The sequence below is a fragment of the Vibrio sp. PID23_8 genome (genome assembly GCF_003584965.1).
In the GTDB taxonomy this organism is placed as follows: Bacteria; Pseudomonadota; Gammaproteobacteria; order Enterobacterales; family Vibrionaceae; genus Vibrio.
In genome coordinates this window covers 117848-142145 of record NZ_LIXE01000001.1, presented here as the reverse complement: position 1 = coordinate 142145, position 24298 = coordinate 117848, and the positions used below count along the sequence as shown (strand labels likewise).

Genomic DNA, 24298 nt, shown 5'->3' with positions numbered 1-24298 from the left:
GTTTACCTAGCGTTTAGCCATTGTGAAGAGTTTAGAGAAGCCCAGAAGCTGGTGCATATTGATTGCCTTGTGACCTTTGATTGGCGATTCGCCATTGTTCGCTTTAACAAAGTCGTTACGAGCGCCAAGGAAGATTTCTTTCATTGGGAAATCTTTTGGACAAACGATCGTACATTGGTCACAGGCGTTACATGAGTAAGCCAGTTGCGGATCCATTGTCTTGTTATTAACGAAATCAGAGAATGCCGTTTTCGGGCAATCCGTGAAGTCGTTCATCATGATACATTCGCTCATACATAGCTTACAGCTACATTGCAGACAGCGAGATGCTTCTTGCTTGATCTGCTCTTCAGTGAAGCCTAAATCCACTTGTGCAAAATCTTGCTTGCGCTCTTCAGCGTCACGTAGTTCACCGTGTAGGCGAGGGGTATCTACTGTACCTTTTGGAAGTGGTACATCTAGACGAGATTGGTAGCTGTATTCTTGCTCGAAGTCACGATCTTCAGTCAGTGGACGAGACGTTAGGAAGCGCTCAACACTCATTGCGGCTTTACGGCCTAGTGCCATCGCTTCAATCACGATGTTACCGCCGCACGCATCACCGGCTACGAATACGTCTTCTAGGCTAGAAGCCAGTGTTTGCTTGTCGACAACATAACGACCGCCACGAGTTTGCTCTAGTGCGCCGTCAGTGATGTCAGCGACGATTTGACCTGTTGCGAATACCACCGTATCCACTGCGATGGTTTTGCTTTCGTCGCTGTATTGAGGTGCAAAGTTGCCTTGCTCGTCAAAGATAGATAGCACTTTCTTAATGGTGATACCCGTTACTTTGCCGTTTTCATGTTCGATGGCAACCGGACCCCAGCCTGCGTTGAACACGACGTTTTCTTCTAGTGATTCGTCGATTTCGATTTGGCTAGCAGGTAGGTTTTCCATGCTCTCCAGAGAACATTGGTACACTTCGCTTGCACCGATGCGCCAAGAAGAGCGCGCACAGTCCATCGCTACGTCACCACCACCGATGACCATCACACGTTTACCGGCACGTGGGAATTGGCGGGTTTCAGAGATCTCTTTCAAGTATTCAACCGCAGAGAACACGCCGTCGTTGTCGTGACCTGGTAGAGGAATGATAGAGCCTACGTGTGCACCGTGAGCAAGAATCACCGCATCGTGCTCGTTTCGTAGTGCTTCAAAACTGATGTCTTTACCGATCTCAACGCCAAAACGGGTCTTAATACCTAGCATGCCTAAGTAGCTGTATTCGAAGTCGATCACATCGCGAGGTAGACGGTATTCAGGAATACCCACGCGCATCATGCCGCCGTATACGTCTAACTTTTCGTAGATCGTTACTTCGTGACCTTGGCGGCGAAGCTCAATTGCTGCTTGAGCACCAGCAGGGCCGGCACCAATGATAGCGATGTGCTTGTTGGTTAGTGGAGCGATGTTAAGATCCCAATGGTCTTGGCTATCTAACTTCTCAGCAACGAAACGTTTGATACCTGCAACACTGATCGGCTGACCGAACTCAGTGTTACGACGGCAAGACGCTTCACAAGGGTGTGCACAAATGCGGCCAAGTGTTTGAGGTAGGAATAGTTTGGTGCGGATAAGATCTAACGCACCTTGGAAGTCACCTTCACCCGCCATGCGAACGTATTGTTTTACATCCGTGTGCATTGGACATGCGGTTTGACATGCTGGATCAGAATCACCCATACAGCCATCGATGATCATCTGGGCGGTGTCGTATAACTTTTGGCTAAAAATTACATTGTTCATTGACTGCTATTTCCGTTTTAATTAGCTCTTGACGTTGATAACGTTCACTTCAGGATTCTTTTGCTCGTAGTGAGCGTGGCTGTATTCAATCCATGAACCATCGTAGTTATAGACGCCTTCCGCACCTAGAACTTCGGTCAGAATCATGGTTGTGTGAGCCGAACGTACGCCGGATTGACAGTAAGCAATGACTTTCTTGCCTTTAATGATGTCACCGTAAAGTGCTTGCAGTTCTTCTGCTGATTTTAGTGTGGTGTCTTCGTTTAACGCTTTTGTCCAGTTGATATGAACACTGCTCGGGATTGTACCAGGGCCGAATGCGCCAGAAACTGCCACCTCACCGTTGAACTCGTCATTACTGCGAGTATCTAGGATTACCCAATCTGGGTTGTTTTGTGCTGCGATAACCATGTCTAGCGTTGCTAGTGCATTGTTTTCTTGTTTCGCATTTGGTGCGTCGTATTGGGTAGCAGCAACGCTTGGGTTTTCAGAACCAGTAGGGAAACCTGCACCCAACCAAGCATTTAAACCACCGTCTAGGTAACGAATGTCGTCGTGGCCTAAGTTGTAGATTTGCCAGTAAAGGCGAGCGGCATCGTGATGAGAGCTCGCAGCGTAAACCACGATCGTGCTGTCTGCTGTTGCGCCAAAGCGACCAAGGATGGTTTCCATTTCTTCAACGCTGTTGCTCATGCCCTCAAAGTCGTAAACACCTTCCGTTGCAGAGTAATCGTTGCGCCACATAGTGTAAGAACCAGAAATAGGACGATCCGGTTTGATAGGGTTTAGCGCACCGATCACGACCACATCTTTGTCTGCGTCCATCATTGCTTTGAGCTGTTGAGCTGAAATGAAATGTTCTGGGTGAGCGTATTCTGTGAATTTCTGCTCTTGTGCAGCCGCATCCACAGTCACAGCCTCAGCAGAGAACATCGTATTGTAAGTTGAGTAACCAACGGCTGCGACAGCCGCGAGCACACCCAACGCAATAGTCGACTTTTTCATGAGTTGTTTCCATATTTTAATTTAAAGTTTTGCTGACGAGTCACTTAGCTCGGCAGTTAGAATCTGGTTGAAGCTAAGACGAAGACACATAAACTTAGTAATTTTTCATAAGTGTTCATGGCGTATTAACACTCTTAAATGAGTGAACTTGCATCTAGCCCTTAGTGGGTAAGTATTTTGAGTAAATTGACACTTAGGAGGTATTGTGGTTTTCCACAATAATGAAGCCAACTTGATCTAAAGCAACAAAGTTATTGGGGGAAGTGATGGTAAAATGTGCTACAGACAATTTTTAATATTATTTCGTAAGTGATTAATAACCATTCTCAAAAAATTAAACTGTTTATTTTTGTTATTTCAACAGTGTTCTCTTATGTTTCATTTGCGAACGAGCCTACAACTCAAAGAAAAGACTATGAAGTCGGGGTGTTGGCGTTGAGAGGGTATGCACACGCAAGGCAAGCGTGGGAGCCGACATTGAATTGGTTGGAAACAAAGAATCCAGGCTATCAATTTAACTTACATACCTATGATTTTGACCAGTTAGAAGAAGTGTTTTTGCACGGCAGATTAGACTTTATTTTGACCAGTCCAGGGCAGGCGACCAAACTTGCTCGCGAGTATCCGATTAACTGGTTAGCAACCCAAAAAACGGCGTATAGCGACTTTCCTAGTAAGTCGATTGCGTCAGTCGTCGTTGTTCGTGAGGAGTCACCATATAAGACGTTAAAGGACATTAGTAAGGCGCATGTTGCAGCGGTATCGGAAAAAGCATTTGGTGGTTTTATTGCGCTTCAATACGAGTTAGATAAGTTAGGTTATTTCAACGCCTCATTTTTTGAAAAGATTCAGTTCACGGGACCACCAACGGATCAATTAATATTAAACGTGATAGATAACAATCTTGATGTAGCGATTGTGCCGGCATGTACGTTGGAGAATATGGCGAAAGAGGGGCGTATTCAGTTAAACGGTTTGCGAGTTATCAATGAAACACGTCCCGCAGGTTCGGTTTGTGCAGTAAGTACGCCACTTTATCCTAACTGGACGTTGGCGATGACCGAACGCGCACCGGCTTATGTAGGTCAGATGGTCGCGCAAACGCTATTTTCTATGCCAGCAGATCATCCTGCCGCGATTGCTGCAAATAATGTGGGCTGGATGCTGCCTGCGCCAAGCATTAATGTTGACAAGGTGTACAAACATCTGGATATGCATCCTTTGCAGAAACCTTTGGGAGAGAAAGCAAAAGAGTGGTTACACGAGAACCAAGTCGTTGCGCTTGCTTCAATACTTACTTTGTTTCTATTAACAGGCTATCACTTTTGGTTGCAGTGTAAGTTTCAGCGCAGTCGTGAAGAACTAAAAAACGCAATGAATGATTTGCGTCGTAAAAGTAGTTTGCTTGAGCACGCACAGCGCATCACCATCATTGGTGAACTTGGTAGCAGCCTGGCGCATGAAATCAATCAACCACTGGCAGCGATCAAAAATTATAGCCAAGGTGTAAAAGTGCGTATGGAGCGGGGCACAAAACCAGAAGAGTTGTTTCCAATCTTAGAAAAAATTCAGCTGCAAGTGACTTCAGCTAGCGACATTATTCAACGTTTACGAGGTTTAATTAATAAAACGCCAATAGAAAAGTGTTGGGTTGATTTTCCGTGCCTGATTGAAGATGTAATGAAGCTGGTGGATTATGAATTTCAACGCTACCGTATTCAACTCGGCGTGATGTATTCGGGCGAGCCACAGCCAATCTATGCGGATGTGACGGGATTGCAACAGGTGATGTTAAATGTACTCAATAACGCCAAAGATGCTTGCCTCAGTCATGTGCCAAAACGCAAAAATTTGTTCGTTGACCTAGACGTAAGTTTTTGTGACGAAATGGTCATTATCGATGTTACTGATAATGGTATCGGCATTCAGGGGCAGGAGATCCCCCTTGATCAGGCGTTCTATACCACCAAAGAAAATGGCCTTGGATTGGGGTTGGCAATTTGCCGTGATGTTATTGATGCCCATCAAGGTAGTATTCGTTTCCGGTCAATTGAGCCAACAGGCTGTCAGGTGACCATCGTTTTACCGTATCAGGAGGCTTGTCATGAGTCGTAATCTTTGTCCACTCTATATTGTTGATGACGAAGAGTCCGTATTAGAGTCCATGGCATTTATGCTTGAAAGCTATGGTTATGAAGTAAAAGTCTATTCAAACGGCATGGATTTTTTGGCGGACGCAGAGTTGGCGTCTGCTGGTTGTGTATTGCTTGATAGTCGCATGCCAGAAATGCGCGGCCAAGATGTCCACCAAATCATGGATGAGCAATTTAGCCCGGTCAGTGTCATTTACTTAACGGGGCACGGGGATATCCCGATGGCGGTAGAAGCATTAAAGGGGGGGGCATTAGATTTCTTTCAAAAACCCGTCGATGGCAATGCGCTAGTTTCTGCAATCGAGTTAGCAATGGCAAAGTCAATGGGTAACCTTGATAAGTTGCGCGCTAAGTACGTGCTACAAAATTTAACTAAGCGAGAAAGGGAAGTGCTCGATTTGGTCGTAAAAGGAATGAAAAACCAAGAGATGGCAAATCAGTTGTGTGTCTCTTTACGCACAATTGAGGTGCATCGTTCGAATGTCATGAGAAAACTTGAGGCAGAGAGCGTCGCGACGCTTATTAGAAAAGTGGGGCATTTAATTGAAGCATAAAAAAAGCAGCTAGGTTAGCTGCTTTTTCAATTCGTCATTTGACTTAGTTTAACCAGTCACTAAGAACGAACGTCAGTTCGTGATCAGCCGTTTTTAGTACTAGGTTTTCTTTAGTTAGAGTAATGTCGCTCCACTGAGCTAATGTGTCGGTCATCACTCGCTCGACATTCATTTGATCGTCAATACACATCTTCATGGTCATGCCCATTTTTTCGATGCGCAGTTGATTGTCTTTCAACTCAGCCTGGCCAAAGAACTCATTACAGCCGGCATTACCATTAGCCGTTAGGTTTTCTCCTAACTCTAGACGAGGCGCAAATTCAGCATCTTCAATCGCGATATTCTCGCCATCAACTTGTACTAATTCCCAGTTGTGATTCTGTAAGTCTTGAACTGTAATCTCTTTCACATAGTCATCACCATTGTTAGCGCATGCGGTCATTAGAATTGGAAGTGAGATTGCTGCAACTAACGTTTTTAGGCTAAGCTTCATATTATAGACTCCGTTTTAGAAAGCGTGATAAGTATAGGAGATAAAATACAAATTTTGTCAGTATACGGTTATAGTTTCGTATGCGTGTTGACACGGCGTATTTTATACCAGAGATCTCATCCCCGAAATGATATCGACTGAATATGGCACAATATTTCCGACACTCAGTCAACGATAATCGGTTGAATGTTTATTTGTTAACTATAGAACGGTTTTAGCATGGAGCAACTGGAATTTTTTTCTATCCCAAGCCCTTGTGTTGGGGTTTGTAGCTCTGACGAGAAAGGGTATTGTCATGGGTGCATGCGTAATAGAGATGAGCGCTTCAACTGGCTGAGCCTTACTTCTGCGCAGCAGTTGCATGTCATAAAGCTATGCCGACAAAGATATAGAAGAAAGTTATTAGCAGGAAAAACGAAGCCTGTGTTACCTGAAGAAACGTCTTCGCCACAACAGGATTTATTTTAGTCTGATGATTAGAGCGGTATTAACGGAGTGATTCCCGACTCAATTGGCGATGTCAATGAAGTCGGGAAAACGCTGACTTAAGCTGCTATTTCATTGACCAAAGGTCATCACTTACCCAACCTCCTGCTTGTTCGTCGAAGTGGCAACCGGCAAATCGGTGGTTTTGTTCAACATCCAATTTATTGCTGGGGCGTTCATCCATCAATTGATGGATATACTTTGCCATAGGGTCAGTACACGCTTCACGCTCTCTGCGTGTAACCACTTCCTTAATCATTTGCAGTCTGTAGCTTTTGCTGGCTCGTTTCATTTTTGACCTCCAGAACTCGATGGCAGCAGTTTGAACACATTGGCGCTCAGATAGCTGCTCATCGACGTACACTTGGAGGTGCATCGCCATTGTTTGAAGTCTGGAAGACAAATTGTTTCAGAGCAGTGTTTGTAACGCCACCACCTTTCTTTGAATCACTGGTAGAATTGCTAAAATACAAGCTTAAACACCAAGCAACTCATCTGTGTGTTGGAAAGGCTTTATCAAACATAGAAGCCCGGCATAAGGTCGTCAACAGTACCAATGAATATTTTTTTTCCTCCTTTTTTAGGTAGTTTATTTTCAGCTATTTAGCTTACCGATGCTAAAAATGTGAATCTATAAGCGATTTTTAAATACAAAAAACCGGAGCGTTGATGCTCCGGTTTGAACTTAAGAGTGTTATTTAATCAATAAAATATTATTGTGGAGTATTGATTTTACAGCCGCCGAAATTTGGAACATCCGTATTGGTGTATACGATCTCACCTTGAGGCCCATAGTTAGCAACTGCAATGGTCTGTAAGGATTCTAAGTCATCTTTTAGAACTGCCGCGTCTACGTTGCCTGTATCAACGACATCAAGTTTAGGGTAACCATCGCCACCTCCAGCGTTATAGCTTGGAACTGTAAACTTATACACCTTGATTGCAAAATTATTGAAAATGCAAAAGACAAGCGTGCAGGCGATGTCGATAAATAAAAACGGTATTTAGAATTTATCCAAAGTCCATTTCAATATGAAACGTGATCAGTTTGGTTAATAGTATATTGACTTGTGAGTCGGTGTTTGATTTATGAGCTTTACACTCGAGTTTGACGAAGGATTGATCGATTTGGTTTCGTATCGCTTAAGTGAAATAATCGGTTAAGATTTTTCTACCTACGGTGTTAAGAGATAAGGAGTATAAGCAACATGCTTGCTTAAAGTTGGGGTAATCGTGGATTTACAGTTGCTTGCAAGCTTTTGGATGGGCTAAACAAGTGATTTCAGAACGCCTTAAATAGTAAAACCCCGGAGGTGGTAAGTCTCCGGGGTTTTGAAATTTTTTAGATATCTCGGCTGGTAAGTCCGATAATCTTGTATGCAAAAGGTTTGGATTTTATCCGTTAATTCCTTGGTAGGGAATTAGATACGGATGAAGTCCATGTGCTCAACTTTTGGCTTGTAAGCGTGACGTTGAACGTCTTGTGGCTTAACTTTAACTTCAGCGCCGTCGATAACTAGAACGATGCTTTCGTAGAACGCTGGCTTGTCCATTTGGTTAACGATGTCGTCGTGGTTAAGAACGATAGCAACTGCTGCTTCTTCACCGCCGTATACAACTGCAGGGAATTTGCCAGCGTGACGTAGGCGGCGGCTCGCACCTTTACCTAGTTCAGTACGTACTACTGCTTCGAATTTCATAGTATTTACTCTCAAATTAGTAAAAAATAAAATTTCACGACACAATGCGACCTTGTGTTCGTGGTAAAGCTTGAATCAGTAACTGTTCAAGCGAGCGCGGATACTAGCATCCAGTTCTGTATTCAGCAACAAAAATTGTCTATAAACCAATAAAAAAACGCCACTCTTTTGGGGGGAACCTTCTGTTTTTTTAAGTTGGATGAAAGTTTGCTCATTTTGTGCTGATTTTAACCTTTTTTGCTGCCCGTTAAGCACGGCTTCGCTGCAGTATCAGCGTCGCTTTTAAACCACCCATTTTGCTTTCCTCGAGGCTTAATTGACCGCGATAGCTGTGTGCCATTTCACTGACGATGTTTAACCCAAGGCCAGAACCTGGGCTGGTTTCATCGAGCCTATAGCCTCTTTTCGTTACCTGATTAAGTTGCTCCCGTGGAATGCCTGGACCATCGTCTTCAATCATGATGTAAATGTTGTTTTTATCTTGCGTAGCGTGAACGCGAATAATACAGTTTGCCCATTTGTAGCTATTTTCTAGTAGATTACCGACCATTTCGTCTAAGTCGGTTTTTTCTACCGCGACACTCAACTCAGAATCTAATTCGTTGATCAAAGAGATCTCACGATGAGCATAGACTTTATCAAACGCCATTGAGATGGCATCTACCCGTTCAGACGGGTTTGATTTTACTGAGAGAATATTCATCGAGCCTGCCATACGAGCGCGGCCTAAGTGATAGTCGATGTGTTGCTGAATCTGGGAAATTGGCGCATTTAAGCGATTTTGCTCTTCAGGCGTTAAGTTCTGCACTTCGTTTTTCAAAACCGAGAGCGGCGTTTTTAGCGCATGAGATAAATTCCCAGCATGATTTCGAGCTCGCTCTAAGAGTTCTTGGTAGTGAAATAGCAGGGCGTTGAGGTCAGTGATCAGCGGTGAAATTTCTTTTGGGTATTCTTCTTCTAAGCCTTTTTTGTGACCTGATTTAAGCTCTCCGAGCTCTCTTTGCAGCTTGGTAAGCGGACTTAATGACCAGGCAATTTGCAGCAAGATAACCGCAAGTACGCCAGCAAATAGCAAGCCTAATATGATCCACAGTCGTCCGGTCAAAGATTGAATTGTGCCTTCGATTGGCTCTTCGTCGATGCCGATGATGACATCAATGGGACCGTCATAATCGGGTAGATAAAGGGTCTTCTTCAACGTGATGAGCTTTTCATCTCGTGCGCCAAAGGCATCTTTGTCCAATCCCTTGTATTCAATCTTCTTGTCCCAAAGAGAACGTGAACGTTCTAGGCTGCTTTCTGTGGATGCACTCCAATATAAACCACTATAAGGGCGGTTAAAGCGTGGATCGGACAGCTGAGAAGTGAGAGAGAGCTTACCGTCATTGTCGACTTCTAATTGTGCGGCTATCTCATCCATGAATATATTCAACTGCGCGCGAGTTTCATCCACCATGTAATGGTATACCTGAGTTGGGATAGTCACCCCCGCAGCTAGGATCATCGCGGTTAACCACACCACAGCGGCGAGCACTAAGCGACTTTTAATACTTAGTCGCTTAAGTGTGTGCAGTGGGAGTTTATTCCTACCCGGCATTAAGTTGGTATCCTAAACCACGGACGGTCTTAATGATTTTGGGTGCAATTTTTTTTCGAATGCGGCCAATAAACACTTCGATCGTGTTGGAATCTCGGTCGAAATCTTGTTTATAAATGTGCTCGACAAGTTCAGTACGAGAAATAACTTTCTCGGGGTTGTGCATAAAATACGCCACGACTTTGTATTCTAGTGCTGTCAAACTTATCGGCTGCCCTTGCCATAGTACTTTGGATGAACGGGTATCTAAGCTTAAGTCGCCAACATGCATGACCGGCGATGTATTGCCCGATGCTCGGCGTAGTTGAGCGCGAAGGCGTGCAGTCAACTCAACCATTTCAAATGGCTTGGTCAGATAATCATCTGCGCCTGCATTCAAACCTTCTACACGCTGGGAAAGTGTGTCTCGTGCACTTAGAATAACGACAGGGGTATTAATGTTTTCATCTCGTATACCTTTCAGTACCGTTAAACCATCAAGTTTTGGAAGGCCAAGATCGAGTACTATCGCATCCCACTCTTCAGAAGTGGCGCGATAAAGGGCATCGATACCATCTTGGGAAAGCTCTGGCACCCATCCGCTGTTTTCTAGTGTTTCAACGATTTGTTCACCTAGACGAGGTTCATCTTCGACAACAAGTATTTTCATGCTAATTCTTCTTATTGTGTCTGGTTATTGTGGCTTTAATGCTTTGTTGAAGTTACGCCCCTTAATTTCGAGCATTTCAAGCGTGGCCGCATCGTATTCAACTTTTATGACACTATCGTTGAACAAAATTTTCAGTTCGTAAATCCATTCGTCGTCATCTTCTTCAAGTTCAACTTTAATAATACGCCCATAGAGATCATTCTCCACTGCGGTATACATATCGGAAAAGGGACGAATATAGCCGTTCTGAACCGCACGGTAGACTTCATCCTGATCTTCAGCGAATTCAATGCGTGTTCCCGGTTTCTCAACGTCACAAACGATGGCATGACTATCTTTATTGTCATGATGGTCATGGTGAGACGCGAAGCTTGGCGCTGATAATAACAGCGGCACTAAACTTAGCAGCACGAAAAGTTTACGCGGAGTGGCGGAGGTCGACATAGCAAAGCCTTTTTCAATGAATTGTAATGATTATATCGAGCTGTACATGAACAGAGAGTGAATTAATGAGCGCTCGGCTACTTTAACTCGTCTTCGAAAATCCTATCCCGCAATTTCCAAAAGCGTCCTGATTTTCGAGCGATAACAAACTGGGGCAAACGGAAGCGATGTTGATTCGCCACAACCTTGGTTGGTGATGCTTCTTCAAAAGGACGATGTTTGTCGGCTAGATGAGGGCGGACGAACTGGTCTTTGAAGGTTTGCTTCTGCTTTTTGGTATTCAATGACCAGAACTCATGCACTAATGCATTACCTTCGCCTTGATATGTCTCACCAGAATACGTCACTTTCAGTTGCGATTTACCATCACTGGATTTGAATACCGATAAGTCCATTTCTGTGCACTCAAAGATAAGCGCGTCTTTAAGGTTTAATGCTTCTTTAAGTTTTTTATCAGGGTCGACGAGCGTCGCGTCGCATTCATGGCAAATACGCGCTGCGATGTCGTTATCCGCGCCGCATTCACCGCAGTATTTGGCACGAAAGCGGTAACCACAATGCTCACGCTCTCCGGTTTCATCGTCTTCGAAGTAGCCCTGACAGCGTCGGCCAAAGTGCTCCAATAAGAAACCATTACTGTCTAGCTTGCCCCAAAAGTTATTATTGAAGCCACAAGCGGGGCAAGGAATGGTGATGATTTCGCTGTTCGAGTCGGGTTTCGGGTCGCCGACCTCTGGCTGGTACAAGTCGTAGCTGTTACCTGCATAGTCAAGCACCAAACACTCTGTTTTACCCTCAGATAACCGTAAGCCACGGCCAACAATTTGTTGATATAAGCTGACGGATTCCGTTGGGCGCAAAATTGCGATCAAATCCACATGAGGTGCATCGAATCCGGTGGTAAGAACAGACACGTTGACGAGGTATTTTATCTCACGATTTTTGAACGACTGAATGATTGCATCGCGCTCAGGTGTAGGCGTGTCACCAATGACAATAGCGGTTTCGCCTTCAGGCAGTAAGCCATGGATTTCTTGCGCATGGCGAACGGTGGCGGCAAATACCATGACACCTTTACGTTCTTTGGCGTATTGAATGATTTGCTCAACGATTTGTGGCGTGGCACGTTTGGCTTTGTCTATCACCATGTCCATTTCGGCTTCTTTGTATCGCCCGGTATTGGCTGGTTTTAATTGTGAGAAGTCATAAGATAAGACCGGGGCGTCCATCATACGTGCTGGCGTTAAGAAGTTTTCGTCTAGCAAATAACGAATAGGGAGTTCGAAGATACAGTCACGGAAAAAGCGTGACTCTTCAGTCCGAACTTGTCCACGGGTGTGATACTGGTATATCCAGCCCATGCCTAAGCGGTAGGGCGTTGCGGTTAAACCCAAAACTTTAATGCCTGGGTTGAGTTCTCTTAGGTGAGAGATCACTTTTTGATAGCTGCTGGTTTTTTCATCTGGCACGCGATGGCATTCATCAATGACGAGCAACGAAAACTGATTTTTAAATGAATCTAAGTTTCTCACCACAGATTGAACGGAGGCAAACACCACTTGTTGGTCGGTCTCTTTTCGACCCAAGCCGGCGGAGAATATCGATCCTTTTAACCCATACCCTTCGTATTTGGCATGGTTTTGTTCCACCAGCTCTTTTACGTGAGCGAGCACCAGCACACGGCCTTTAGCCAGCCTTGCCAGTTCTGCGATAACCAAGCTTTTACCCGCGCCAGTTGGCAAGACAATCACTGCGGGTGTTGAGTGCTTACGAAAATAGTGAATGACCGCTTTTACAGAGTCGGCTTGATAAGGGCGAAGGATGTACATGAAATTCTGTGAAATTGCTCAACTATTTTTATTAGGATGGCTATAATACCTGACTTTTATACCCAAGTGACTTTTGAATGCGCCATTCTCGGGCTGACTTGGGCTCAATAGGCTGGTAAAGAAGTCATTTGGGTATAATTCAATGAGGTATTCATGCGTTTAGATAAATATTTGTGTGATGGTCTGGGTGCGACTCGCAAGCAGGCAACAAAGATCATCAAAAGTGGCCTTGTCACCGTTGATGGCGAAGTACAAAAAAGTGGCGCGTTTAAAGTGTCAGAAGGCAGTGTGGTTGAGTGGGAGGGGCGTGAAGTTGGCATGCCTGGGCCTCGTTTCATCATGCTGTACAAACCTGCGGATTTTGTTTGTTCACACGAAGATGGCTACAACCCAACCGCATTTGTGCTGCTTGATGAGCCAAAGGTTGAAAATTTGCATTTTGCAGGCCGCTTAGATGTGGACACGACAGGTTTGGTATTAATCACCGATGATGGTCAATGGTCTCACCGCATTACGTCTCCAAAACACAAGTGTGAAAAAACCTATCGAGTTTGGCTCGCTGACGCGATTCAGCCAGATTACGTAGAAAAGTTTGCTGAGGGTATTGAACTGCGTAATGAGCGGGAAGCCACATTGCCTGCGCATCTCGAAATTGTTAACGAAGCAGAAAACGAAGTGCTGCTGACCATCGTGGAAGGTAAGTACCATCAAGTTAAACGTATGTTTGCCGCTTTAGGCAATAAAGTTGAGCAATTACATCGTGAACGGATTGGTGCAATACAATTGGATGACACCTTAGAACCAGGGGACTACCGTTACCTGACGCAAGAAGAAATTGATTCTGTTTGGAAATGATCATTTTTACAGGAAATGGTTTTAGTTCCGAATAAGAACTGGATTTTTGGTCGGAATCTCCTCAAACTGGTGGTTCCTGCCAATACTGCTCGGTGTCTAAATAGCGGCTAATCAGTGGTTTTGGCGAAAGCAGCAATCAGTCTCAATCAATGCAGAATATTGGTGGGAGGACCACAACAAGAGGTAAACAATGACCGAGAAAGCCCTTAGTACTCCCCAGTCTCAAATTAGCTTTTTATTATTCCTTGTACTCGGTGCCATTGGTGCGTTGACACCGTTAGCCATCGACATGTATTTGCCAGCAATGCCAACTATCGCCAAAGATTTGGGGGTAGCGGCTGGCGCGGTGCAAATTACGTTAACGGCTTATACTGCTGGTTTTGCGTTAGGCCAGCTGATTCATGGCCCCTTGGCTGATAGCTATGGTCGACGCCCAGTTCTTATTTTTGGCGTGTTCTTTTTTGGGTTGGCAGCGGTTGTCAGTGCAACCACGAACGGCATTGATGCGTTAACTTATGTGCGCATGGCTCAAGGTTTTGCAGGGGCCGCAGCGGCAGTTATTATTCAAGCGATCGTTCGTGATATGTTTGATCGTGAAGACTTTGCGCGTGCGATGTCTTTCGTCACTTTAGTGATTACCATTGCCCCACTTGTTGCCCCAATGATTGGCGGCTACCTTGCGGTATGGTTTGGGTGGCGCTCAATTTTTTGGGTACTCGCGATTTCCGCGGTGATTGTTATTTTGTTAGTGCTATGGAGGATTCCAGAGACATTAACACCGGAAAATCGACAGTCGCTTAGATTTGGAACCACGATTCGTAACTATGCGCGTTTATGCTCAAACCCAGAGGCATTAGGATTAATGCTATCAGGGGCGTTTTCATTCTCCGGGATGTTTGCTTTCTTGACGGCTGGCTCGTTTGTCTACATTGATTTATATGGGGTTCAACCTAACCATTTTGGCTATCTGTTTGGCCTAAATATTATTGCGATGATCATCATGACGAGCATCAACGGTCGCTTGGTGAAAAAGGTTGGATCACACGCTATGCTTCGTTTTGGGCTCTTGATGCAACTGAGCGCAGGCATTGGACTGTTTGTAGGTTGGCTATTGAATCTAGGCCTATGGGGTATGGTGCCATTTGTCGTGATGTTTATTGGCACACTGTCAACCATTGGTAGTAACTCAATGGCGCTATTATTAAGTGGTTACCCAAGTATGGCGGGGACAGCTTCTTCTTTAGCGGGGACGCTGCGCTTTGGGACGGGATCCCTAATTGGGGTATTCGTTGCCTCGCTGCCTGATGGCGTGGCATGGCCAATGATCATCGTAATGTTTGCTTGTTCAGTGCTATCTGCACTGTTTTATTGGACTTTAGGAAGAAAGGCGTAATGTCTAATTACACCACAGAAATTCAAAAATTGGTTAATGCTGCTCTGAGCGAACTTGAGCAGGAACATCGTTCGGGTAAACTGGCGAATGCGCCAATAGCGAACAATCTATACTTGGTTCGTTGGGTAACAAAAGCATTGAAATCCCAACAATTTGATCGCAGTGTTGTTGATGACTTAACTCGTTGGCAAAAAGCGGGTCGTTCAAAAGGTAACGACGCAGGGTTGTTGTTTATCTTCAAACGTATTGCTGCATACTACGCCCAGAGCTTCCCTCAGGGAAAAGAGGCGAGGGTGATTAAAGATTCAGAAATCGACGCGTTTCTTGATTATATGGAACAAGAAGGCTGGGAAGTGTCAACATCCGAGCCGTTGATTGGTTTCGGTAAGGTACAAATCTTTACCGAAGGTCAAAACTCATTGGCATTGTGCGCTGATCAATGTGACAGCTGCTTTGATGGCGAACGCTTAGTGAAGCCTATGAGTTGGTTTGTTCGTGGCAATCATGCGGATTTTGTTGAGAAAGCGGCTAAAGCCGGCTTTATGGTTCATAAGGTGACGGATTACAAATCGTTAGTGAAGTACCACGGTGAGTACCTGATCTACCCAGGGAACGAAGGTAATCAGTTGGCTGAAATTCCTCTGAATTTCCAAGCTTAATTCCCTCGTTCTGAAAACATCAGGTGATATATTCAGTAACCTCAGGTGTACTGAATTCAGCATCTTGAGGTCACTTACTTTGTATATCTAAGCCTGATGTTTTGTTTATGCAATGACGAAGCTAAAAGCGGTATTTCCAATATACAGAGCCGTAGAAGCCTTCATAGCTTTGCAGAACTTCGCTCATATTGGCTGCCTCATCATTGAAGAGATAATCTTCTTCTGAATAATCCTCATAGCGGATGTTAAATTCAACGCTCTGATTCTCTGTCATTTCATAGTCTCCACTAAACTCATATCGGTACGAGGTGGACTCGTTATCTGGGTATTGATACCCATCTGATGAGACTGAAGATTTGCCTTTTCCTTGGTTATAACTGTAATCAAAAGAGAGTGATAGCTTTTCATCAAGAAGCCGATCTTTGCTGATCCCGAAGCCAATAGTGGCAATGTCGTCTTTCAACTTAGTTGTGTAACGGTCCCACCCTACCACGTCAGAGTTAGCGAGTTGTTGCTCAGTACTGATGGTTTGCTGGTTGTAAAAGACATGGCCGCTTACCCCATCGGATAGGTAGAAGTTGACGCTGACGTCATAGCCGTAATCCTCGCCTTCGCTAAGGCCAATATCAGGCTTAGGATAATCGTCATTGGCATACCAGACTTCAGCGACGAGCTGAATATTGTCATTTATGTCGTAATAGCCGCCTCCTCGAACCTCCAGGCGCTCTCTGTCCGCTAAGTAGTACTGTCGTAAGTTGGGGGAATCATAACTAGAAGGTAACCAGTCAGACCCATCTCGCTGAGAATAGGAAATTTGACCTCCAATATACCACGGGGCGTCAGGGCGATACTGTGAACCGAGAGAAAATCGATGCTCATCAGTTCGTTTTCTGTCGGCGTATTCGCGTTTATCTTGTTTATAACGGTACCCGGCATTCACACTGACATCAGGATTGAAGTGATGGTCGAGTTTGGCCTCTAGTTTTGTTTTGGTGCGGTCATATTCTTCACGCGTGAAGCCAATGAGGGTATTTCGGTCTGACTTATCGTCTTTATCTAGATAATTTGCAGATAACGCTAATGCGGTCTGACGTGAGAGCTTGTTATGGTAATCCGCGTTCACTAGAAGCGAATTCATCTCACCATGAAATGTATCTGAGTTGACGGGGGATTGAGGGAAAGGGTTTAGCCCACCTTCTGAAGTGGCTTGAGACCAGAGTACACGTCCACTTATGGTGTGCTGTTCCATTCGATAGTTGCCGGATATGGCGAACTGATGGAAGTCATTATCAGGTTCATAGGCAAGGTGGTTTGCATATGGATTATTGGCGCTACCGTAATAGAGTGCGGACTGATCATTACGAAAGAATGAACCACGATAGGCGATATCAATAAGCCAATTATCTTCTATGTAGCTGACACCGGCTTGTGTATTTAGCGTTTCATTGTCGATTGTTTTGGGGATAAAACCAGGGGCACTGATGAGATTCGGAATGTTTGGTGAATAGAGCGATAGAGTTCCTTCCTTACGTTCATGTTTCATCGATACATAAGGCTTCCATGGCGTATGTGGCGTATATTCGAGCTCTAGCTTAAGAGTTTCACGCTTTACCTCATTCTCATACTGAGATAGCTCGCCACTTATTAGTGTGTTGTCAGTACCGTTATAGGCACTTAAAGATGAACGATTCCAAAAGTAGGGGGTCTCACGATAACTGATAAGCAGTTGAAAACCGTCAAATTGCCCGACCTCCCATTGCAGCAAAAAGCGTTGTAAGCCAAGATCTTCAACAATAAAACGTTGGAAGAAACCATTATCTTGATACTGTGCCATATTAACGTTTAGGCTCGCGTTAAAATGTCTATTATCGTTCGTGGTTCCGTAAAGAGGCGGGATCCAATTATAAAACCTTGAAGAACCACCGTTGTCTAAAAATCCAGCACCAATGCTAGCGTCGCCTTCCCATTGTCCAATGCTGCTGCATTCACTGCAGTTCCAACGAGTTTTGTCAGCGGGCATGCTGTTTTGAAGTGCATAATCATTCGCCTGTACTTGCAAGGTGAGAATGCAAGAAATGACTACATAGAGTTGTGTTGATCTCATACTTCCCTCCTTAATAGCTTAGCGCTTGGCCACGTGGATGGTTGGAACCATGTACTTGATTGTGACAGTTGAGACAACTTCCACCACGAACTCTAAGGTCATTTTCAGGTATGGAAACATTCGCGTGCGGAATGCGATGACACTCTTGGCACAGCATCGGTAAGCGCCTGTTAAGAAGCGCTTTGTTTATCGAACCGTGAGGTTTATGGCAGGTCGTGCAGTCCTCGACAACGGGCTCGTGCTCCCATAAGAAGGGGCCTCGTTTTTCTGCGTGACATTCGTAACAAGAATCATTGATGGATGACCATTTCAAACTGTAGTCGTTCAGTGTTTGGTGAGGGTTGTGGCAGCTGGAACATGTCATCACACCATCGAGGATAGGATGGCTCGTGCGCTTGTGGATATCGGATTTTGTTTTTGGATGACAATCGGTACATTTCTCTGCTTGAAGCTCAGCGAACATCATGGGGTCGTCTTTTTGGTGCAATTGGTGGCAACTCGAGCAGGTGAGCCCTTCGAAAGCATGTTCACTGCTGTGCCAAGTCGTGCGATCTGCATCTTGGTGGCATGACAAACAAACGCTATTTTGCTTTTCCGCCGGAACAGGAGAATCGGGACCAAATGTGATCATGGGTTCACGAGCCTGTCCTTTACGTGGATTGCGCTCATGGTTGTTGGCAGGTCCATGACAAGCTTCACATTGCTTGTCACTGATTGGGCCATGAATATTGGCAGCCTTACCATGGATGTTGTCAAAAATTCCCGTGGCTGGTTTATCTGATGTGTCATCATGGCAACGTAAACAACCATCTGGCCCACGACGAGAGTATTTTCCTTCAGAAAACTTAGTATCTAATATCTGTTCGATTTCTTCTTGGCTCAACGTTGTGGTTTCAGATTTTGTCGTGTCGTTTGAATACACCGTAAAGGTAAATCCGATGCAAAGTATGCCAGCCAAAAACCACCGCTGAATCATTGTTTTCATAAGAATCCTTTTCTTCATTTTAAACATCGTTTTTATTATCAATGCCTTAATCAGCGGTAGTCATAAACACGGTGAACTTTATCCACTCCTTGTGATTGCCCTATTGCGTGGCATGTTGCGCATTGTTCGGTCCCCGTGGCCTCAGGTGCTGTTGCTGCGCCCCAAATGGCTCCATGATTTAGCATATGGTTTAAAGCCGAGTCTCCTGCGATGGTATCAGGGTCCGCGTTTGCCAGTGATGATTCGAGGTGACATGCGCCACAAGCGACTAATGCTGGGCTAAAGTATTGACCACTGGCCAAGGAAGGACGAGGATTGTTCTGGCTTGGTAAGTTGTATTGCGACTGACTATGGCAGGCTTCACAATTGTTTATTGTACCAGGGTATGGGGCGTTCCCTGTACGTCGAGAGCCAAACGCATGGAATGAATGAACATGGTATTTGAGATCGGCTGCCATGCCTGAGAAAAAGGCGGAGCGCTCAGAGTTGTGGCAGTTCTTACACTGTTGGAAGTCCGTCGCTGCATGAGGATGTTGGCCGAATAAATGAATGGAGAGCTCCTTATGACAGTCATTGCATAATACGAGTTCGGCACCCACAGGGATACTATGTTGTTTCACGATGCCTCCGATATCAAAAGACGCGGTTGCATTGTTCGAGGCAATAACAAAAGGCGAGTTAATCAGGTCGATGCCCTCGAAGATGTGGCAGTCGGCAAGCTCTCCGCTCTTTCTATCCGCACAAAGTGGAGCGTCAGCGATGTTGACAGTAAGAATGGAGGTGGCATTAGGCTGTAACAGTGTGTCGCTAAAATTCTTATGGCACAGAAATAATCCTTCACCTTGGGCAATACAACCATCACCTGTTTGACCATCATCAGCAAGGTTTAAACTGTTGTTCGCAAGTACGGGACCATCTCCGTTATCCCAGTTGAGCAATAGGTTTAAGTGACCAGGTTCATTGATGTAAGGGGAAAGCTCAGCGATTGATGTTATTCCAAGACCATCTTTCGAGACCTTCAGTTCAATTTCAAACTGATTGTCAGTGAACCTGGCGTGTTTTATATCAATCACTAAAGAGTTTCTTGCGGTAGCGAGATTATCTAGACGAGTAAGATGGACGGTTTTTGCACTCCGCTCCGCATCCTCTCCAACAATTGGGTTGCCCTCGTCGTCTCGCTCATAAGGGCGATGGCAGCCGGAACAAGTATTTTGTGGTTCGCCATTGCGTAGCCATACATTACCAACTTGGTTGTCATGTGCGCCCCGATCTCGATATAAATGGCAAGTTTCACAGGCCACTTGGCTAGGGTGCTCAAACCAATTATTCGCATCTGATGCCAGTGTAATGTCAGTAGAATGGCAAGTGGTACAGTTTCGAGCATCTTGAGGGAACGGATTGTCTTCAACAATGAGTCCATTAATATCGGTAACCAGCATATCGTTTTCATCGATGGGCTGCTTGTAAGTGGTGCTGTCACCTCTATCGCTACCAAGTTTAAATACGTTGCCATGATACTGATGAATGATTGCAGCTAACGGACGTCTGGCTGGTGCCGCACCTGGGTTGCTGTCATTGTGGCAAGCGGTACATACGGCAATATTATTGTCAATGGAGCGATAGCCGGGGCTATGGAAAAGCGGCTCTTCCATATGACAACTTTCACACTTCCCTTTCTCAATCACGTTTCGTGAGACTGATGGGCTGGTGTTCCCACTCGGTATCCACTCGTAAGTGTGAGTGAATCCAAGTTCTTTGTCGCCATACGCCATAACAATTCGGTGTAACGTATCTTCATCCCATGCGATATAACCACTGTTATTTACTGAGTCGCTAGGATAAGGATCCTGAATTTTAAACAGATCTGCTATGGCAAAGGTGTATCGATATCCCTCATCCGTTTCTAGCAAATGACCATCCCAAACACTTTCCATGCTTGCGCGATTAGTGGGAGTGTTGCTCGAGTGATGAAAGCTCTTCCAATACGTGTTGCCATGACGTCCGTTAAATGCGAATGCGGGATCGGTTGTATCTTCAATATTCTCGCGAGAAGGCATCGCTTTTAATAAGGCGATGCGAAATTCTCTATTTTCATCAAAGCGGTACGACTGCCCACTGCCATCATATATAGAGAAGTCGATGACGAGTTTCGTTTCACCGCTATCAAGAGAAACTAATCTAGGTGGTTGGATATTAACGCGAAAATCACCCAAGTTAGGAGGAGGGGTATTTTGGTCATTCTTGCTGTCTGGTCCGCAAGCGATAAGTAGTGACCCTAAGATGACAATAATAGTCGACTTGAAACAGTTCATGGCCTCTCTCGATTCTTCCTTAAAGTAAGTGGGATTGAGTTAGCTTTGATGAAGTTTGCTATATATAACCTACTGATTAAGTTATTTATCCTTTATCGAGACCGAGTTTAGATGTCCGTATATCCACTCATTTCCAAGGAATTGAAACTTACTGGTCTGGTATGAGTATAGACGTAAAGATAAATGTTAAAAAATAATACGCACTTTTATTATGGTAAATGGTTGATTTTGTAACAATGAATAAATAAAACAGCGACTTAACCTTTAAATGTTATAAAGGAGTGTTTAGCGTGAAAACTAAAAAATTAGATTTATTTGAACTACGCTAAAATTCACAAACAAAGAATCTCACCACTTTTATAAAGTTTATTCTGCCCACGTTGTCGGAATGACAAATGTTTTTATTGTTTTGATTCGGCTATCGATGCACGGTCAACCGTAAGATACTCGCAGGAATAGAGGTTTGACTGGTGTGTTGCACGATGTGTAGAGTCAGGAAGCATATAAACGTGGTGTACGCGCTGTAATACCTCTTTAGTCATGCGGCAAGGAATTAACCGTCACTGTGGGTATAAAAATCTGATTTTTCGTTGGAATTAATGATAAGACTTTATCAAAGATGGTTTTACGGAGGGATGAATTAATGATTCTCATTTCAAAGTTTCTTTTAAATATATTTACCATATCACTTTTAAGTTTGATGTCTATTTCTTGGGGCTGGGCATCTACCGAAGATTTAATTATTAAAAATCAATGTGAATCTTGTCACGGACCTAAAGGTGTGAGCTCTAATACTAATATTCCCTCTATTGCGGGGATACCAGAGTTTAATCACGTTGATCAAATGTTGAGATATTTAGAGGGTAGGCCAGCTGCCACAGTGAATTTTGTTTATGGAGATACTAGCCAAAAAGGTGACATGGTTGGCGTTGTGAAATCCCTAACTGAAGCACAGATAGAGAATATTGCTAAGCATTATTCTAGCATCGAGTTTGTCCGTGCTGACCAACCGTTTGACGCAGCGCTCGCGGCAAAAGGGAAAGCTGTTCACCTTAAAAGCTGTGAAAATTGCCATGCTGAAGGAGGGAGTGACCCGTTCGATGAAGCCTCCATCTTAGCTGGTCAGCAAAAAGGTTACCTTTTAACAACATTGCAGCAATTTAATCAGGGAAAGCGCTCGGTTGACAAACAAATGGATGATGCGATTAAGAGTTTGAGTTCAGAGGACTTGCGGGCACTCTCCGAATATTATGCCAGCTTCCGTTAAACTAAGTTGGAGATGACTGGACATGAGTCTATGGCGAAAACCCAACAAAAAATGGATGCTAGGTGTGCCGATAGGGGGCATATTGGCTTTTGTGATTGGTGTTGGGGCAGTGATGAGTTTCCATGTTGGTATGCAATACACAAATAGCAATGCATTCTGCTATCGCTGCCATATTGGCATGGATACCATCGTAGAGGAGTATCAACAATCATCCCATTTTAACAATGCAAAGGGGGTAGTCGCAGCGACGTGCAGCGACTGCCATGTGCCACGAGAATTTTTGGCGAAGCTTGGGTTAAAAATTCGCGCTACGGCGGATATTTACCATAAGTTGATGGGTGATATTACACTCGAAAATTTTGAAGAAGAGCACCGACCCCGTTTAGCTGAGGTGGTAACAGCCGAGTATGTGGGCAACAAGTCAAAGCAATGTCGATATTGCCACTCTATCGAACGGATGGATTTTGAAAAACAAAGCCGCACTGTTGCTCGTCGGCATGAAATGATGGAAAGTAGAAATCAATCGTGCATTGATTGCCATGCAGGGATTGCACATAAGCTTCCTACTCAAGACTAGCTGATCTTTCGGCTTCCTTGACCATCGCTCTCACCATGCCTTTGAAGATAAATAGGTGAGCTGGCATCATGGCAAACCAATAAAGCAGCCCCAAAAAACCTTGTGGGTGCCACCAGGCTCTGATGTCTAATTCCCTCTGGATTCCGTCGTCTTTGATGGTTATTTCTAAACGACCAAGGCCAGGACCTTTCATGCCGAAGAATAAAGAAAGAAAGTGATTCTCTTCACATCGAATAACTTTCCAGGAATCAATAAAATCACCGACTTTCAACTCCGGCCCGGGAGGCGATACTCGAATTGGTTTTCCTCCACCAAAAAAGATATCGAGCCATTCACGTGTGCGCCACAAGACATTGGCAAAGTAATAGCCTTTCTCTTTGCTACCGATCTTTTGCGCGACTTCCCATAAGGACGCAGCGGAAGCTTTGGTCTTGATACTTGTTCCAGCTTGTTTTGGGTAGTAGCCATACCCTGGTTGCCAACGATTCAGCGCTGCTGGCTCAAATCCCCAAACGTTACTGCGGACAAAAGTCCCTTCTGCTGCGATGGTGTCTGTGACGGACTGTTTATAGCTGATCAGCTTTTGTGGGAATCGTTCGTGTATGGGTTTGGCATCAGCAATGTAATCGTGCTCCAAACCTGCAAGTAGCGCTTTACCAATACTTGCGGGAACTGATGTCACAATGGCTAACCAATATGAGGCCATGTTGGGTGTTAGCAGTGGCGTTGACCAAAGTCGGTAAGGTTTCTTGGTGATCTTAGAAATGACTTCAAATTGCTCACGATAACTTAATGTATCAGGACCGCCAACCTCGTAGATCTCGCTTTTGGTCGGGGTGACTTCCGCTAATTCAAGCAAGTAGTGATTGAGATTGGGCAGGGCAATTGGGTTGGCTTTGGAATCCACCCATTTTGGTGTGATCAGCACTGGAAGGTTGTAAACAAAGTCTCTCATGATCTCGAAGGCTGCTGATCCTGGCCCGATGATCACACCAGCACGCAATTCCGTTATGGGTACGCCCGTTTGGCGAATGATTTTTCCCGTAGCTTTACGAGCAGCAAGATGTGGTGAGTTTCCGGTTCGTGGCTGGATAGCACTCAAATAAATGACGTGCCCTATATGGTTTTTCTCTAGTGCTTGTTTAAAGTTTTCTGCGAGATTCACTTCATATTCGACGAAATCATGCCCTTGAGCCATACCATGAACTAAAAAATACACCAGATCAAAGTTGTTAACGAGTGACAGTGTTGTATCTATGTCGGCTAAATCAAAGTAAGTGATCGTGAGATTTGGATGCGGTTGCGTTCTGGCCTTCAAATAATCAATATGACGCGCCGCTGCCGTGACGGTGTAACCTTTATCAAGCAGTAACGGAAGCAGTTGAGATCCAATGTACCCTGAAGCGCCAAGTACCAACACCTTTTTCATTTTGAATCCTTGTATTGCT

At 44.7% G+C, this 24298-nt stretch carries 21 protein-coding genes and 1 pseudogene; 8 read left to right on the top strand and 14 right to left on the bottom strand.

Features of this window, described 5'->3' with window-relative positions; translation table 11 throughout:
• Positions 1-6: 6 nt before the first annotated feature.
• Both AK966_RS00610 and AK966_RS00605 read right to left on the bottom strand, forming a co-directional pair.
• Positions 7-1788, bottom strand: coding sequence for an FAD-dependent oxidoreductase (locus tag AK966_RS00610; protein WP_099078696.1), 1782 nt, complete (start codon positions 1786-1788; stop codon positions 7-9).
• Positions 1789-1809: 21 nt separating this feature from the next.
• Positions 1810-2793, bottom strand: a complete 984-nt coding sequence (locus tag AK966_RS00605) for a sulfurtransferase (RefSeq protein WP_099078697.1) — start codon at positions 2791-2793, stop codon at positions 1810-1812.
• 309 nt (positions 2794-3102) lie between these two features.
• On the opposite strand from AK966_RS00605, the gene AK966_RS00600 reads away from it, so the two are divergent.
• A complete protein-coding gene (locus AK966_RS00600) occupies positions 3103-4908 on the top strand; it encodes a sensor histidine kinase (protein WP_182852546.1) in 1806 nt (601 codons plus the stop codon).
• Positions 4898-5500, top strand: a complete 603-nt coding sequence (locus AK966_RS00595) for a response regulator transcription factor (RefSeq protein ID WP_119463343.1) — start codon at positions 4898-4900, stop codon at positions 5498-5500. The genes AK966_RS00600 and AK966_RS00595 overlap by 11 nt, the downstream gene beginning before the upstream one ends.
• A 43-nt stretch (positions 5501-5543) precedes the next feature.
• On the opposite strand, the gene AK966_RS00590 is transcribed toward AK966_RS00595, so the two are convergent.
• Positions 5544-5993, bottom strand: coding sequence for an META domain-containing protein (locus AK966_RS00590; protein ID WP_119463342.1), 450 nt, complete (start codon positions 5991-5993; stop codon positions 5544-5546).
• Positions 5994-6212: 219 nt separating this feature from the next.
• On the opposite strand from AK966_RS00590, the gene AK966_RS00585 reads away from it, so the two are divergent.
• Positions 6213-6461: a DUF1289 domain-containing protein gene (locus AK966_RS00585; protein ID WP_119463341.1), complete on the top strand. Its 249-nt coding sequence runs from the start codon at positions 6213-6215 to the stop codon at positions 6459-6461.
• Between the two features lie 85 nt (positions 6462-6546).
• Here the strand turns inward: AK966_RS00585 and AK966_RS00580 are convergent, their stop codons facing one another.
• The 7 genes and pseudogenes from AK966_RS00580 to AK966_RS00550 form a co-directional block, all read right to left on the bottom strand.
• Complete coding sequence (locus AK966_RS00580; protein WP_099078701.1) at positions 6547-6771, bottom strand: hypothetical protein; 225 nt, start codon at positions 6769-6771, stop codon at positions 6547-6549.
• A gap of 421 nt (positions 6772-7192) precedes the next feature.
• Positions 7193-7417, bottom strand: a pseudogene (ushA, locus tag AK966_RS00575) (bifunctional UDP-sugar hydrolase/5'-nucleotidase); the annotation flags it as partial.
• Positions 7418-7900: 483 nt separating this feature from the next.
• Positions 7901-8179, bottom strand: a complete 279-nt coding sequence (gene rplY, locus AK966_RS00570) for a 50S ribosomal protein L25 (protein ID WP_099078703.1) — start codon at positions 8177-8179, stop codon at positions 7901-7903.
• Between the two features lie 247 nt (positions 8180-8426).
• A complete protein-coding gene (locus tag AK966_RS00565) occupies positions 8427-9776 on the bottom strand; it encodes an ATP-binding protein (RefSeq protein WP_119463339.1) in 1350 nt (449 codons plus the stop codon).
• The gene (locus AK966_RS00560; RefSeq protein ID WP_099078705.1) at positions 9766-10425 is read right to left on the bottom strand and encodes a response regulator transcription factor; all 660 of its coding nucleotides are present in this window, start codon (positions 10423-10425) and stop codon (positions 9766-9768) included. Before AK966_RS00560 ends, AK966_RS00565 begins: the two co-directional genes overlap by 11 nt.
• Positions 10426-10449: 24 nt before the next feature.
• Complete coding sequence (locus AK966_RS00555; RefSeq protein ID WP_119463338.1) at positions 10450-10869, bottom strand: PepSY domain-containing protein; 420 nt, start codon at positions 10867-10869, stop codon at positions 10450-10452.
• 77 nt (positions 10870-10946) lie between these two features.
• Complete coding sequence (locus tag AK966_RS00550) at positions 10947-12698, bottom strand: DEAD/DEAH box helicase (RefSeq protein WP_119463337.1); 1752 nt, start codon at positions 12696-12698, stop codon at positions 10947-10949.
• Between the two features lie 153 nt (positions 12699-12851).
• On the opposite strand from AK966_RS00550, the gene rsuA reads away from it, so the two are divergent.
• The 3 genes from rsuA to AK966_RS00535 all read left to right on the top strand — a co-directional run bounded on the left by rsuA (position 12852) and on the right by AK966_RS00535 (position 15605).
• Entirely contained in the window at positions 12852-13553 is a 702-nt protein-coding gene (gene rsuA, locus AK966_RS00545) for a 16S rRNA pseudouridine(516) synthase RsuA (RefSeq protein ID WP_099078708.1), read from the top strand.
• Between the two features lie 190 nt (positions 13554-13743).
• Complete coding sequence (locus AK966_RS00540) at positions 13744-14946, top strand: Bcr/CflA family multidrug efflux MFS transporter (RefSeq protein WP_099078709.1); 1203 nt, start codon at positions 13744-13746, stop codon at positions 14944-14946.
• Positions 14946-15605 carry a DUF2913 family protein gene (locus tag AK966_RS00535; protein ID WP_182852544.1) on the top strand — a complete coding sequence of 220 codons (660 nt, stop codon included), beginning with the start codon at positions 14946-14948 and terminating at the stop codon, positions 15603-15605. Before AK966_RS00540 ends, AK966_RS00535 begins: the two co-directional genes overlap by 1 nt.
• Before the next feature lie 121 nt (positions 15606-15726).
• Here the strand turns inward: AK966_RS00535 and AK966_RS00530 are convergent, their stop codons facing one another.
• The 3 genes from AK966_RS00530 to AK966_RS00520 are packed head-to-tail and all read right to left on the bottom strand — an operon-like array spanning position 15727 to position 21006.
• Positions 15727-17709, bottom strand: a complete 1983-nt coding sequence (locus AK966_RS00530) for an MtrB/PioB family decaheme-associated outer membrane protein (RefSeq protein ID WP_099078711.1) — start codon at positions 17707-17709, stop codon at positions 15727-15729.
• Positions 17710-17719: 10 nt separating this feature from the next.
• Positions 17720-18694 (bottom strand): DmsE family decaheme c-type cytochrome, encoded by a 975-nt coding sequence (locus AK966_RS00525; RefSeq protein WP_099078712.1) that lies wholly within the window; start codon positions 18692-18694, stop codon positions 17720-17722.
• Between the two features lie 50 nt (positions 18695-18744).
• A complete protein-coding gene (locus AK966_RS00520) occupies positions 18745-21006 on the bottom strand; it encodes an OmcA/MtrC family decaheme c-type cytochrome (RefSeq protein ID WP_119463335.1) in 2262 nt (753 codons plus the stop codon).
• A 643-nt stretch (positions 21007-21649) separates the two neighbouring features.
• On the opposite strand from AK966_RS00520, the gene AK966_RS00515 reads away from it, so the two are divergent.
• The gene (locus tag AK966_RS00515; protein ID WP_172438078.1) at positions 21650-22273 is read left to right on the top strand and encodes a cytochrome c-553; all 624 of its coding nucleotides are present in this window, start codon (positions 21650-21652) and stop codon (positions 22271-22273) included.
• 22 nt (positions 22274-22295) lie between these two features.
• On the top strand, positions 22296-22850 hold the full coding sequence (locus tag AK966_RS00510; RefSeq protein WP_099078714.1) for a NapC/NirT family cytochrome c: 555 nt from the start codon (positions 22296-22298) through the stop codon (positions 22848-22850).
• Here the strand turns inward: AK966_RS00510 and AK966_RS00505 are convergent.
• Complete coding sequence (locus tag AK966_RS00505) at positions 22837-24279, bottom strand: DUF2867 domain-containing protein (protein ID WP_119463334.1); 1443 nt, start codon at positions 24277-24279, stop codon at positions 22837-22839. The genes AK966_RS00510 and AK966_RS00505 overlap by 14 nt on opposite strands.
• Between the last annotated feature and the right edge of the window lie 19 nt (positions 24280-24298).

Bases quoted from the DNA above. Each gene is read 5' to 3' on its own strand.
- AK966_RS00510 (WP_099078714.1), top strand. From the start codon at position 22,296: ATGAGTCTATGGCGAAAACCCAACAAAAAATGGATGCTAGGTGTGCCG.
- rplY (WP_099078703.1), bottom strand. From the start codon at position 8,179: ATGAAATTCGAAGCAGTAGTACGTACTGAACTAGGTAAAGGTGCGAGC.
- rsuA (WP_099078708.1), top strand. From the start codon at position 12,852: ATGCGTTTAGATAAATATTTGTGTGATGGTCTGGGTGCGACTCGCAAG.
- AK966_RS00610 (WP_099078696.1), bottom strand. From the start codon at position 1,788: ATGAACAATGTAATTTTTAGCCAAAAGTTATACGACACCGCCCAGATG.
- AK966_RS00565 (WP_119463339.1), bottom strand. From the start codon at position 9,776: ATGCCGGGTAGGAATAAACTCCCACTGCACACACTTAAGCGACTAAGT.
- AK966_RS00560 (WP_099078705.1), bottom strand. From the start codon at position 10,425: ATGAAAATACTTGTTGTCGAAGATGAACCTCGTCTAGGTGAACAAATC.
- AK966_RS00585 (WP_119463341.1), top strand. From the start codon at position 6,213: ATGGAGCAACTGGAATTTTTTTCTATCCCAAGCCCTTGTGTTGGGGTT.
- AK966_RS00520 (WP_119463335.1), bottom strand. From the start codon at position 21,006: ATGAACTGTTTCAAGTCGACTATTATTGTCATCTTAGGGTCACTACTT.
- AK966_RS00525 (WP_099078712.1), bottom strand. From the start codon at position 18,694: ATGAAAACAATGATTCAGCGGTGGTTTTTGGCTGGCATACTTTGCATC.
- AK966_RS00515 (WP_172438078.1), top strand. From the start codon at position 21,650: ATGATTCTCATTTCAAAGTTTCTTTTAAATATATTTACCATATCACTT.
- AK966_RS00580 (WP_099078701.1), bottom strand. From the start codon at position 6,771: ATGAAACGAGCCAGCAAAAGCTACAGACTGCAAATGATTAAGGAAGTG.
- AK966_RS00605 (WP_099078697.1), bottom strand. From the start codon at position 2,793: ATGAAAAAGTCGACTATTGCGTTGGGTGTGCTCGCGGCTGTCGCAGCC.
- AK966_RS00555 (WP_119463338.1), bottom strand. From the start codon at position 10,869: ATGTCGACCTCCGCCACTCCGCGTAAACTTTTCGTGCTGCTAAGTTTA.
- AK966_RS00505 (WP_119463334.1), bottom strand. From the start codon at position 24,279: ATGAAAAAGGTGTTGGTACTTGGCGCTTCAGGGTACATTGGATCTCAA.
- AK966_RS00540 (WP_099078709.1), top strand. From the start codon at position 13,744: ATGACCGAGAAAGCCCTTAGTACTCCCCAGTCTCAAATTAGCTTTTTA.
- AK966_RS00535 (WP_182852544.1), top strand. From the start codon at position 14,946: ATGTCTAATTACACCACAGAAATTCAAAAATTGGTTAATGCTGCTCTG.
- AK966_RS00550 (WP_119463337.1), bottom strand. From the start codon at position 12,698: ATGTACATCCTTCGCCCTTATCAAGCCGACTCTGTAAAAGCGGTCATT.
- AK966_RS00530 (WP_099078711.1), bottom strand. From the start codon at position 17,709: ATGAGATCAACACAACTCTATGTAGTCATTTCTTGCATTCTCACCTTG.
- AK966_RS00590 (WP_119463342.1), bottom strand. From the start codon at position 5,993: ATGAAGCTTAGCCTAAAAACGTTAGTTGCAGCAATCTCACTTCCAATT.
- AK966_RS00595 (WP_119463343.1), top strand. From the start codon at position 4,898: ATGAGTCGTAATCTTTGTCCACTCTATATTGTTGATGACGAAGAGTCC.